Below are 12,147 nucleotides of genomic sequence, written 5' to 3'. Positions count from 1 at the left end.
GCAGTTAAGGTTGCTATTTATAAGTTATAGCAACCTCATGCCTATGACAAATAGCTAAATCAAACCGAACAATTAAGTTTTACCCTCAAGTACTCAGGGACTTTGTACTTCTTTCAATCTTAAAACCCTCAATAGCTACTTCAATCGCCTCTGTTACCAGATCATTGTTTGAAGCATCAAATTCTGGGGCTGTATATGATACGGGAAAGCAATTTGTAAGATTTATCCGGATTACTTCAGTTGACCTATCTTGGGCATAACCAATAACTGAAACTGCTTTACGGTTGCTATCCCACTCACGGCTTTCTCCATCTTTGCTACACTTTAAATACCAATCGTAAATGCTATTGTCACCATTGTAATTCAAGGTAATTGTCACATTATTATGTTCTACCTGTCCTGGAGTGTTTTGACGGATTACCTTACCACTTTTGCCTGAACCTCTAACATCTGTAGTGGCATTATTTTTTATCCCCAATCCTGTGACTGATTTAACGAATTTCTCTTCAATACCTTCTGCATTAAAGTAAAAGACAGAAGCACCAATATATTCGTTTGCCATGAGAATCTCATCTCCTAATAAGAGTGTGGAAAAATTGCAGAAAATAGTAAGCTATTACGCATTATGGGCTGTGATTAGTCATTTGTGTTTACAAAGGACTAATGACTAATGACATTCTCACAGAAAATAGTGCAATATGAAGCGGGTTAGCTTAATCAGTTATCCCTCATCAAGTGCATTCCATTGACTGATACGGAAGATGACAAACTCTGCCGGTCTAACGGGGCAAACACCTACTTCGATATACAAACGACCTAAAATTATAGTTTCTGGTGGATTCAATTCCGCATCGCATTTAACATAAAATGCCTGTGCTGCTGAATCTCCAAATAAAGCACCCTCACGCCAAATACGCTCTAAAAAGTTACTGACAGTACGTCTGACACGCGCCCACAAATCTTGATCATTCGGTTCAAAAACTGCCCATTGAGTGCCCAGTTCAATTGATTTTTCTAGGTAACTAATCAATCGACGCACGCTGATATAACGCCATTCTGTTTTATCTGGCTCAACTAAAGTTCGTGCTCCCCAAATGCGGATACCTCGGTTCGGGAAATTGCGAATGCAATTGATACCAAGGGGGTTCAATAGTTCCTGTTCGCGGAAATTGGTATCATAACCTAAACCAATTACGCCTCTGGGAACTTCATTTGCAGGCGCTTTAAAGACACCTCTGGTTTCGTCGGTGCGTCCCCAAACACCCATCATATGACCACAAGGAGGTACTAGAATGGGATTGCCGCGATCGCGCGGGTTAGCAACTTTGATCCAAGGATAGTAAAGGGCTGCAAACATCGAACGACGATTAAATCTATTCAACCAATTCACTACTTGTTGGGGTTTAACGGCATCAGGTGGTGCATCAAGTAAAACCATGCGGTTGGGTGGATTAGGAATATCGCCACTGGCAGAACCTTCGCACATACTGATCATCAGTTCCATGATCCCGTGGACTTGATCCAAGTTCAGCACTTGTTCTTGATAAGCCCGCATCAGATCAGGGCAAGCCACCATTGTGATTTCATCAATTTCAAAAATACCGCGTACCCCTGTGCGATCGTCTCGTACCCCTTCTATATCTTGTGAAAGTCTATCCGGCTGAGTGGCAACAATTGGTGGCGCTAGTTCGTACTGACCATTGACCGGACGGCGAGTTAAAGGCTGTCCGCTTTGAGTAATGTCTTCTACACTGATATACATAGAATTTCTCAATGCTGTCAGCGCATAAGTTGCTACTTGAGCATTAGGATCGCGGTTCATCGTCAAGTTCTGGTATTGCTCTAGAAGCTGATCTCCCCGACGAATCTCGATTGTGAAATATTCTCCTGTATTTGGAGCAGCTTCTCCTTCAGTACCTTCAGGTAGGGCACGAGGGGAACCTTCAATAATTAAGATATTTACTAATCCGTCTGCTGCTTGCTCAGGGCGCAAAGTAAACCGCAGGGCTGGACGATTGCCTCGAGCGTTAATTCTTAGAATAGCAGGTTCTGGACTCGCGGCTTTGGGTGCGTTTGGTAATTGAGTGCCAATGCTTGTCACCCAGCAGCGACCGCCACCATTCATAAAGTAGCCATAGACTGCAAAGGGTAAGTAGGCGTTGAAATCGGTGAAACCATCAGAATTAGGATGGGCAAAATAGTTGAGATATTGCGTCCAATTAGTCACCAACATCGGCTTAAATAGTTCAGCATCATCTCGAATATCTTCTGTAAAGCCTACAAACCCGGCAATTGCTGTGCTAACACCTTCAATCGGTCGGCTCCCCCGGTCAAATTCTTCAATATAGACACCGGGAGCAAAGTAATCAAGTCTAGCCATGAAAGTCTCTCCAAGTCAGTAAAAACTTAATTATTCAGGAGTTAGAAATATCTCTTTGAAGGTATAACCTTGGTTATCTACCAATGCATTAACATTTTTGGGTAAATAGCCAGGACAATTTAGATTTAAAACATAGTTACCTCTCTCAAGGTTTTCAAAAAAGAACAGTCCTTCTTTGTTGCTTTCCATGAATTTTGTAGTTCCCTGCAGAGTAACTTTTGTCGCCAGCAGTGGCAAATTTGTTGTCGCACTCTTGACAAAACCTGCAACTACTACTCGCCTAGTCATAATTTGGTTGCCACCAAGCCCGTCCATTCTACTTCGCAGGTCAAAAATTCGTTCCCAAACCAAAGGTGTTATAGTAGGTTGCGTATGAAAAGGCACGCTGATTGTGAAGTATAAGGCTGAACGCAAAGGTACATGAAGAGCGCCCCATATGCCGCCAATCTCAAGTGACGGCTGTATTCCAATTACCATACGCAAACTACCATAACCCCGCAATTCAGGAACTAAAAACTCCTCCTCCAAAGTTTGATGCCGTAGAAGTACGGTCAATGCTTCACTGAGGAAGTGATGCTCGCCTAAAGTCGTCCTATCCCAAGCTGTTAATACCACTGAAATATCAAACCAAATAGGTTCCCAATTTACAGTGCCAGTTTCTAGATGGCGTGTAACATTACGTTCAACTTGCCTTCCGGCTCGTTGAGACTGCTTACTCTGACGAATATCATAAATGTATAAATTCAGAGTCGGCCCTGCTCCCTCTTCCCTTCGAGTAGAAGGATGGCTGAAGTCAATTTGCTCCGTACTGGTAAGTGAGGTTCCTCCAGCGAGAATTTCGGCTAAAGTTTGAAGAACGAAGATAAACATGAAGGCGTTGTGCTGGTAGCAAATCCAGATGCATCTACAATATATGTATTAACCTTCTAAAGTTAATTAGACTTTTGTCGATATTTGTGAATGGGGCATTGGCATTAGTTAACCTAAGTCAAAAGACCTCTCCCTGACTTAAAATAAAGTTCAAGTCTGTCCTTTTCGACGGGCGAGAGGGACGGTTTTGCGTAGTAAAACCTCTTAGAGGCTTTTGACTCAGATCATTAGGTAATACCACATGAGCCGTCGAACTCACGTTTAGTTAGTGGTTATTCTCCATCTCCCCTCTGCTTCATCATCCTCACTCCCTAGTTTCCCCAGAATGATGATTGAGAGGGCTGGAAAATATTAGCTTTTCAAAAATCCGAAAAGCAGTAACTTCAACTTGTAGATCAGTCTATCCCTTGAAATTAGCGCTCTTTTATATCTCTGAGAATAGAAAAATAAGATGCTGACCTTGAATCTGAATCTTTTTCAAAGCCTCGCTTTCTCAGCAAAGCCAAAAAATTCTTGTTTGGAACCTAGCACGGAGAAACAAGGGTATAAATATTATCTAGTGAGAGGAGAAATAGCGTTAGGAAGGTGAGAAGCACCAGTGAATACAAACTTAATAATTATTTGGATTAATTATCTAAACAAAATAACTTAACAAAAAATAAACACTACTGATCCTGCATAATTTTATACTGATCAGCAGAAAAGTAAAAATATTTAGTTGCAAAAAGCGAGTTAAAGCTATGACACTAGGCTTTTCTGTACAAAAACTAGAAAATGGCTCTAATTATTTGAATTCCTCAGATATTCAAAGCTTTTGTCAGCTAGAGTCTGAGCAGCTAACTAGTCAGTATCCAATTTTTTTCGCTCGGATTGTCTATCATGATTATTTGTTAAAAAATCATCAGGAAGTTATAAATTATGGTCAAGACCAAGCTTCTTTTTCGCCAAAAATTTTAGCTTATTTACGGTCAGAAGCATGGCTTACAGACTTTCCGCCTGCTTTAACTTTACATGAATTTAGACTTAAGGACTTTTCATCCATTTCTTACATTTGCCCCATAGGCTATAGAAATCAAAAACCTGAATACATTCAAATCATTACTCATGAACCTCTGTCATCGAGTTTGCAATTATACGTAAAACGCTCTGCTATGCTCCTGAGTAAGTATGTAGATATTTACTTAGACTATGGAAGACAAAAAACTGAAATTCAACTCCTGGAAAATATCCTACATCGAGTAGGTCATCAATTGCGTAACTCTCTAGGACTTATCGGATTGTATGCACATAACTTATACTTAGGGTTAAAGGATAGTCCTTGGCAAGAGCAAGCAACAATCATTGGCGAAAGTATAGAAGATTTAGATACTAATTTAAATGAGCTTATTGATTGTGGTAAAAGTGCAAAATTAAGGGTAACATTTCAAGATTTAAGAAATTTGGTAGTTGAAAGTATCACAAATTTACAACCTTTAATTAATCAGAAAAAAATTAAAATATCGATTCCCGATACATCGACAATACTGAAGATTGACAGATTGCAAATGAAACAAGTATTTGACAATATCCTCAGTAATGCTGTTCATTTCAGTCCTAATTCCGGAACTATTACTTGTAGCTGGCAGATTTTTCAAGATGAAGTTTTAATTAAAATCTTAGATCAAGGGCCAGGACTATCTCAAGAGGATTTACAAAAAGTATTTACCCCATTTTATTCCCGACGTAGAGGAGGAACAGGACTGGGTTTAACTATCGCTAAAAAAATTATTCTGGATCATCAAGGAAGTATCTGGGCACAAGTTTTGTCAGAAAGGGGAGCGCAATTCTCTCTGATTTTGCCTCGACCAAGAAGTAGATAAATAATTGATAATTCCTAATAGGCTAGGCTAAGGTAATTCGTAATTAAAAATATGACTAATGATCATAAAAAACTTTCAGTTTTGCTGGTAGATGATGAAGAACGCTTCCGCCAGGGGTTACGTACCCTCCTCAACTTTTATAGTATTAATTCTGCTTTACCTGTAGAAGTTGTGGGTGATGCTGATACTGTAGAGCAAGTTTTAAAATTAACAGCCCAGAAGTGTCCAGATTTAATTTTGCTGGATATGCAATTGAAAGGATGTGATGGGATTACAGTTTTGGCACGTCTTAAGGAAACTGCTTACACTGGCAAGGTTTTAGTATTGTCGGCTCATCAAGAAGATGACTGGATTTTTAGAGCAATGCAGGCAGGAGCCGCAGGTTATGTGTTTAAAAATCGTTTGGCAACACAATTGTGTGAAGCTATTGACACTGTTACAAGGTCAGAAATTTATCTACCTTCAGAGGTAGCTAGTCGATTTTTCCGGTTTTTTCAGGCTTATTCAGACTCTAATATGAAAGCATCTCATGAGGTGCATTTAACCCAAAGAGAGCAAGAAGTTTTACACTGGTTAACTCAAGGTGCTTCTAATGAACAAATCGCTAAACATTTATATGTAACAGTTGCTACTGTTAAGGCGCATCTCACAAGTATTTTTGAAAAATTGAAGGTTACTAGCCGGACTCAAGCTATTGTGGCTGCTCTCAAGTTAGGATTAGTTCACGCTTGAGCGCGACAGAAGTAATCGGCGCAATTCACGAAACTCTTTGTATATGCCTTCATTTGAATCTTTTTATCAAGAATACCCCTGCTCGTACAATTCTCCCTTAACTTGCGATCGCCCCTTCCAAACGGCGCAGCAAATCAAAGGTGCTAAGTTTTGCTTGGAATGTGGTTTTCCAGCAACTTTACCGCAGCAGGCTGAGATTAAAGGAAATCTGGGGACTTATCAAATAGCTAGTTTTGTTGGTGTCCGGGGTTTGGGCCGCTTATATTCAGGTATCCAACTCAAAGACAAACAGCCTGTAATCATCAAAGAATACCTGCTACCCAATCGTTGTTTTAATGAAAGTGAGACTCAAAAGCGGAAAGAGACTTTCAAACAGGTGGGTGGGGTAAGTTTAGCCGATAGTAGAATTCAAAACTTCCGTCTTGTGGAAACTAAAGAAGCGATCGCTGATGAAAAAGGAGAACGCTGTTATTTAATTACTAAAGGAGTAGAGGCATCCCAAACTTTAGGAAAATATCTGATCGAGAAGGGAGCAATGACATCTATTGAGGTGCGTGAAGTCCTAAATCAAGGTCTACAAACTCTCCAGTTTCTCCACACTCAAAAGCTGCGCTTTCCCTCCAACCAAACACAAGTGGGTATCACTCACGGCAACATCAATTTAGATAGTACTTTAATTCAAGTAGAAAATAATCAAAAATTTTCTATATACTTTTGTGATTTAGCTATCTGGGAAAATTTATTTCTTCCGCCTATTATTGCTCAACCCGCGCCTGCCAGACCTGAGCAAGATTTAGAATCATTAGGATTGGTAGCCTTTTCTTTATGGGCAGGACGCACAACTAATTTGTCATCTAACCAGCCTCTCAATCCTAGAGATAATCAACAATGGCCAGATACTGATAGTCATTTAAAACAGTTTATTTATCAACTAATTGGGCTGGAAACTCGTTTCGAGAGTGCAGAAGCAGCTCGTCAAGCACTGCTAAAACTTCCCAAAGAAGATCAGGGCAAAAGTTCAGCGCGATCGCCAGCTTCTCAAGAAATAGAAAAGCGTTTCCCAATCCCCTTAATTCTGCTATTAATTCTGGCTTTATTACTACTTGGGGGAGGGATTTGGTATTGGCTTTGGGGTAAGAAAACAATTAATTCTAATCAATATATACAATGGTCGAGACTTGTGCGGAATTTTTCTGAAGTTCCCAACGTTCCTTCCGGACAATTTATCTATACAGGAGAAAAAGACAGTACATGGAGCTATATTTTGACACAACCAGTGGACAACAATCATTTAGGAGATTTATTGACCAGACCAAAGTCAGATGCAACAGCAACATTTAATTATGAATCTGTTTTGTCATCAAATATAGATAATCCGATTAAAAGTATCGAAGAAGTCCAAACAAGCAAAAAAGATTTTGCAATTACTAGTTTGGTAGATAATATCACAGATAAACTTGCTAAAAAACCAGTTGCTTATGATGGGTTACTGGTATTTGTAGCATTTAATAAGAGAGACTCAAATCTTGCTAGTGCTCTTGGAGGGCAAATAAGTCTTGAGCAATTGCGTCAAATTTATACAGGTAAAATTACTAATTGGCAGCAAATTAGTCCCAAACTTCCAAATCTGACTCTGATACCTTTGGCCCCAACTGAACCGGAAGCAATCAGTAAATTTCAAGAAATAGTTTTCAAAAACGCCCCTCAGGACAAAGCTTTATTTAAAGCAAAGGTTATTAAACTTGATACAACAAAAACCCAAAACCAGATACGCAGCGAGACTCTAAAGGGGCGAACTCCTGGTATCATCAGTTTTGGCATTATCAGTAAAACTTGGACTCAGTGTACTGGCTATCCCCTAGCGATCGCGGATGGCAACAAGTCAGCGATTCAACCTCTGTTTCAACGGCGCGATCGCCGCTCAATTACTCCCTCAGATGATTTGTGTCAACATGATGATTATTATGTTGATGTCACGACTTTCCAAAGCTACGCCTTGGGATACCCTATTTTTGTAGTGTACCCTAAAGACAGCAGCCGCCTACCAGGTGGTTCTACATTTGCCCAGATGCTAACTACTCGTCAGGGTCAGTGTTTACTTAGTAAAGTAGGTCTTGTAGCTTTACAACCTATGCCTGATGATATAAATTCCTATGCCTGCAAATCGGTGCCCTAATCCCAATTGCGAATATTTTAACCGCGCCCTGCCTAACAATGCTAAGGTTTGTCCCTGGTGTTCCACTCCTGTGGGTAATGTAGTTGCCCCTACACCACAACAACCCAGTCAACAAGAACCCAGTCAACAACCACCCAGTCAACAACCACCTATTCAGTATCAGCGGCCAGCAACAGACCAACCTAATTACCAAGTTCCCCAACAAGCCCGCGTTGATTATTCAACAGTCTATCAGCAACGGGTTTCTTATCCACCAACACCGCCTGTTTATACTCCCCCACCTCAAAGAGCGCCAGTCTTAAAGTTGATTCATACCACCGGAAGAGAATTTAACCTCATTGGGGAAGGAGGTTATATTGGTCGCCGCAGTCAGAGTCCAGGAATAGCGCCGCCAGAAATTGACTTGACCGGCATCCCCAGTGAGGGAATAATCTCTCGTCGTCATGCGCGAGTCGATTGGGACTGGTCGCAAAATGCATACATGATTGTTGATATGAGTACAAATGGTATTTATTTAAACAATACTTCTCTAACTCCTGGTATGCAATATCGACTGCTTAATGGCGATTCACTGCGATTTGGTCAGGATAATCTAGTGAATTTCACTGTATATATTGTGTAGTAAAAAGCTTTAGCTAATGCACTAGGTTTGCAAAAAGCTGTAAAATTTCATGGGGTAGTTGATTGATCAACTACCCTTCAATTTTGGTGAGAGTTAGCATAAATTAACCTGAGTTTGACATTACACTTCCTTAACACACGCTGCGAGAGCGATGCCTGCGGGGGGCTACGCCTATGCACTGCGTTCCCTATAAGATATGCGATCGCACTCTAGATGATCAGCTGATCGCACCCTCATCAACCATCATACATGAGCGATGTCTACAACGGGCTATTCGGCGTCGCTTGACTTTTAAGAGAGTCGCTACAAGAGTGGCGATGGCACTTCAAGAGGTGTAGGGTGGGCAATTTATGATTATTTACTCAACTTAAAAGAGATGCGATACCTGCGGGGGGCTGCGCCTACGCACTAGGCCGGCCGCAGTCTGTAGCAACTTCTGTCTTCTTGGAAGTAACTTCTGTCTTCACGTTTGGGTGTTTCGCGCAGTCTGTAGCAACTTCTGTCTTCTTGGAAGTAACTTCTGCCTTCACATTTGGGTGTTTCGCGCAGTCTGTAGCAACTTCTGCCTTCTTGGAAGTAACTTCCGCCTTCACGTTTGGGTGTTTCCTATTATCCGTAATGGTTATGCTCCTGCCAAAAAAATTTTGCACGCTCAAATTTTGTTAATTTGTGATCAAGGTACAGATGTCAATAGGAAATGGACAGATAAACAAATAGCCGTTGCCCTCAACCTTCATCGCAACACAGTAGCTTTAACCCACCTTGGGGCTGGTTCTCTCCCTTCTGCTACCTCAACCAAATGTCTTCCCTTGGCTGCTGGACTTCAAAGTCTGTATACATTCCCCCCCGCTCCTCTGTACCTGACTAGGAAGAGGACTTCCCCCACTTTTAGTCTTGTTTAACTGACTTTCAAAATCACTAGTTGCTTGCAAACTGCGATCGCTCTGTGGTACTGCTTTATGTTGGACTAAAGGAGTTATCCTAGCAACCAGAGGTTGAGAGGGTACTTGTGAGTCTGTCTGTTCTGGAGTACCCATCTCTGGTTGCACGGCTGATCATAGACATAACTTGATTTGCGATCGCGTCAGCTTCTTGTTCATACTTATTTCCAGGCTCCCCAATTGTCTGTTTTGTTTGGGGATGATGCAAGGGTATTCGACTAATGTCGTGGGTAGAGGTTTATTGAGGGGTTGCTCCAATGGAACTGCTTGGGGTGAAGCTTGTGAGGATTCTAAACCAAAGCCGGGTATCCGGTGTTTGAGAGATGGTATTGAGAAGGAAGTAGTGGTAGCTTTTTTGGACTGGTTTACATGTTCTACCATTTTTTTCTCCTGATGCCCAAGCAGTAGGTAGATCAATATTTGCTGGATCAAGCACATATCTAGAGTATGGCGATCGCATTTTTAACACGATTCATCAAAAGTCTAAATCCAGGCAAAGACGAAGTTCGACTTTTGGCTACTTTTGATTCTGATGCAGTACCTTTAGCCTTGATTCTAGGAGAGATTTTTTTATGGACTCAAAACAGCAACAAACTTTTTTCACGTTCGATGGAGATGTTGGCGGTACTGCTGGATACGCCGGGGTTTCAGCGTCATCTGATGCTAGCAAGGTGGCTAAAACGGCAACTAAATATCTCAACGACTCACTGCTTATGAACCAACTTACAGAGCATGTGTATAAACTTTTGCTAGAAGACCTGCGATCGCAGCAAGAAAGGCTAAGTAATTATAGTTCCCAAAGGTGGTTGTGATGGTTGGAAATTTCATCGGAAGAACAGGAGATAAAATAGGTATTCCTAACAGCCTTGCTAAAGGCGACGTTGATCACGAATACAATTATGTCACTACTAATCGTTTCTACGTAGAAATAGACAGTTCTATTGCTGCATCTTTCACTGAATGTTCAGGATTAAGTGTTCAAATTCAGAAAAATGTTTTTTACGAAGGTGGTGTCAACGACCAGCAAAGAATTTATTTAGGTCATACAGAATTTACAGACATAACTCTTAAACGTGGACTTACCGATCATCCAGGTTTTTGGAACTGGATAAATACAGTTTTTAATGAAGAAGATAAAACATCTCGACGCAATGTCAATATTTTGATTTTCAATCAAGCTGGTGAAACGATGATGAGTTGGACCTTGATTGGTGCTATTCCTATAGCTTGGAATACACCTGCACTACAAGCAGATGGAAACGCGGTTGCTATTGAAGAATTAACTTTGGCTTATGAAGGTTTACAAGTTGCCAGAGATTCAGGAGGAGGTAATTCTGTAGAACGAGATGAAACAGGATATTTCCCTTCTAGTTAATTGGCTATTTTTCAACTATAACTATGCAAATTATTCAATCTCCACTAGGAAATAATGTTCATCCACTGGGGGTAAGATCATCTTTATCTTATCCTCACGAAATGTTATTAAGAAAAGAGTCTAATTCCCTGCATTCACAAAGTAATATTATCAGTTCCATACAAACTAAACCACCATTAGTCACATCATCTAAATTTTTCTTATCTCGTAAACATGAATCGACGATACAACCATTAATAGATTGGGAGAATGGAGAGATTCAGGATATCAATAGTGAGTTTCCATTAGTTGAGTCTGATTCTTATGATTCAAGAGATTCACTAAAAAATAGTAATATTAATAGTAGTGAATCAGTCAAAGACAGTATTACAGAGATAATGCCAACTCGCATTGATAAAAATACGAGTAATGATACCTCAGAAAAACTAAATAATAAAGGTAAATCTAAATCAACAAAAACAAATAAATCTCAACAGCCATTAGAAAAAAAGTCAAAACCGAAATCTAAGACTAAAAAAACAGTCAAATCATCAGCAGCTAAAAATGTGGCTCAATTTGTTGATGAAAGCAACATTCCTATTAATCGTAATCAAGATAGCTTATTAGTATCAGATGAGCCTCTGCCTGTTGAGGCTAATTCGGATCTGCCGAAATTACAACGAAATGTTGCTTCAAACAACACTATAAGTGATAATGATTCTGTTAGTAGTAGAACGCCTAGCATAACGTCATCCACTTCGCCTAGTGTTGAAGATAAATCGACTTTATTCAGGAATATTGCTAACGATGATGTGCAATTAAATTCTGAGTTACCATCTAGTTTGCCCAGTCCAGAGTTAGAAGCGATCGCACCAAAAATTAGCGCCACATCACCAGAGAATGGTGAAACAGCGATCGCAGCAAAAATTAGCGCCACATCACCTGAAAATGGTGAAGTACCAGTAGTTAGCGCCACATCACCTGAAAATGGTGAAACTGTAATTGCACCAAAAATTAGCACCACATCACCAGAGAATGGTGAAACTGTAATTGCACCAAAAATTAGCGCCACATCACCTGAAAATGGTGAAGTACCAGTAGTTAGCGCCACATCACCTGAGAATGGTGAAACTGTAATTGCACCAAAAATTAGCGCCACATCACCTGAAAATGGTGAAGTACCAGTAGTTAGCGCCACATCACCTGAGAATGG

Annotated in this window: 14 protein-coding genes and 1 pseudogene; 9 read left to right on the top strand and 6 right to left on the bottom strand. The window is 40.5% G+C overall.

Annotation, left to right across the window (positions count from 1 at the left end):
* Window positions 1-85 precede the first annotated feature (85 nt).
* The 3 genes from V7K46_RS10455 to V7K46_RS10445 all read right to left on the bottom strand — a co-directional run bounded on the left by V7K46_RS10455 (window position 86) and on the right by V7K46_RS10445 (window position 3,250).
* Window positions 86-562 carry a phage tail protein gene (locus V7K46_RS10455; protein WP_335112762.1) on the bottom strand — a complete coding sequence of 159 codons (477 nt, stop codon included), beginning with the start codon at window positions 560-562 and terminating at the stop codon, window positions 86-88.
* A 159-nt stretch (window positions 563-721) separates the two neighbouring features.
* Window positions 722-2,380 (bottom strand): phage tail sheath family protein, encoded by a 1,659-nt coding sequence (locus V7K46_RS10450; RefSeq protein ID WP_335112760.1) that lies wholly within the window; start codon window positions 2,378-2,380, stop codon window positions 722-724.
* Between the two features lie 30 nt (window positions 2,381-2,410).
* Entirely contained in the window at window positions 2,411-3,250 is an 840-nt protein-coding gene (locus V7K46_RS10445; protein WP_335112758.1) for a Pvc16 family protein, read from the bottom strand.
* A 740-nt stretch (window positions 3,251-3,990) separates the two neighbouring features.
* Here V7K46_RS10445 and V7K46_RS10440 point away from each other — a divergent pair.
* The 5 genes from V7K46_RS10440 to V7K46_RS10420 all read left to right on the top strand — a co-directional run bounded on the left by V7K46_RS10440 (window position 3,991) and on the right by V7K46_RS10420 (window position 8,977).
* Window positions 3,991-5,109: a sensor histidine kinase gene (locus tag V7K46_RS10440; RefSeq protein ID WP_335112756.1), complete on the top strand. Its 1,119-nt coding sequence runs from the start codon at window positions 3,991-3,993 to the stop codon at window positions 5,107-5,109.
* Between the two features lie 51 nt (window positions 5,110-5,160).
* Window positions 5,161-5,841: a response regulator transcription factor gene (locus V7K46_RS10435; RefSeq protein WP_335112754.1), complete on the top strand. Its 681-nt coding sequence runs from the start codon at window positions 5,161-5,163 to the stop codon at window positions 5,839-5,841.
* A gap of 43 nt (window positions 5,842-5,884) precedes the next feature.
* Window positions 5,885-8,017, top strand: a complete 2,133-nt coding sequence (locus V7K46_RS10430; protein ID WP_335112752.1) for a substrate-binding domain-containing protein — start codon at window positions 5,885-5,887, stop codon at window positions 8,015-8,017.
* Window positions 7,995-8,639, top strand: coding sequence for an FHA domain-containing protein (locus tag V7K46_RS10425; RefSeq protein WP_335112750.1), 645 nt, complete (start codon window positions 7,995-7,997; stop codon window positions 8,637-8,639). Before V7K46_RS10430 ends, V7K46_RS10425 begins: the two co-directional genes overlap by 23 nt.
* A 173-nt stretch (window positions 8,640-8,812) precedes the next feature.
* Window positions 8,813-8,977 carry a hypothetical protein gene (locus V7K46_RS10420; protein ID WP_335112749.1) on the top strand — a complete coding sequence of 55 codons (165 nt, stop codon included), beginning with the start codon at window positions 8,813-8,815 and terminating at the stop codon, window positions 8,975-8,977.
* Between the two features lie 63 nt (window positions 8,978-9,040).
* Here the strand turns inward: V7K46_RS10420 and V7K46_RS10415 are convergent, their stop codons facing one another.
* Window positions 9,041-9,232 carry a hypothetical protein gene (locus V7K46_RS10415; protein WP_335112747.1) on the bottom strand — a complete coding sequence of 64 codons (192 nt, stop codon included), beginning with the start codon at window positions 9,230-9,232 and terminating at the stop codon, window positions 9,041-9,043.
* A 15-nt stretch (window positions 9,233-9,247) separates the two neighbouring features.
* Between V7K46_RS10415 and V7K46_RS10410 the strand changes: the two are divergent.
* Window positions 9,248-9,388: pseudogene (locus V7K46_RS10410) on the top strand (IS630-like element ISMae25 family transposase); the annotation flags it as partial.
* Window positions 9,389-9,430: 42 nt separating this feature from the next.
* Here V7K46_RS10410 and V7K46_RS10405 read toward each other — a convergent pair.
* Both V7K46_RS10405 and V7K46_RS10400 read right to left on the bottom strand, forming a co-directional pair.
* A complete protein-coding gene (locus V7K46_RS10405; RefSeq protein WP_335112861.1) occupies window positions 9,431-9,676 on the bottom strand; it encodes a hypothetical protein in 246 nt (81 codons plus the stop codon).
* Window positions 9,677-9,694: 18 nt separating this feature from the next.
* Window positions 9,695-9,961, bottom strand: coding sequence for a hypothetical protein (locus V7K46_RS10400; protein WP_335112745.1), 267 nt, complete (start codon window positions 9,959-9,961; stop codon window positions 9,695-9,697).
* A 191-nt stretch (window positions 9,962-10,152) separates the two neighbouring features.
* Here V7K46_RS10400 and V7K46_RS10395 point away from each other — a divergent pair, with 191 nt between their 5' ends.
* The 3 genes from V7K46_RS10395 to V7K46_RS10385 all read left to right on the top strand — a co-directional run.
* On the top strand, window positions 10,153-10,392 hold the full coding sequence (locus V7K46_RS10395) for a hypothetical protein (protein ID WP_335112744.1): 240 nt from the start codon (window positions 10,153-10,155) through the stop codon (window positions 10,390-10,392).
* Complete coding sequence (locus tag V7K46_RS10390) at window positions 10,392-10,955, top strand: phage tail protein (RefSeq protein ID WP_335112742.1); 564 nt, start codon at window positions 10,392-10,394, stop codon at window positions 10,953-10,955. The genes V7K46_RS10395 and V7K46_RS10390 overlap by 1 nt, the downstream gene beginning before the upstream one ends.
* 23 nt (window positions 10,956-10,978) lie before the next feature.
* On the top strand, window positions 10,979-12,147 hold a 1,169-nt coding region (locus V7K46_RS10385; protein ID WP_335112740.1), incomplete at its 3' end, for a hypothetical protein.

Source organism: Nostoc sp., assembly GCF_036917395.1.
Lineage (GTDB): Bacteria > Cyanobacteriota > Cyanobacteriia > Cyanobacteriales > Nostocaceae > Nostoc.
The sequence above is the reverse complement of the archived record's forward strand: the minus strand, read 5'-3'. Positions and strand labels throughout refer to the sequence as shown.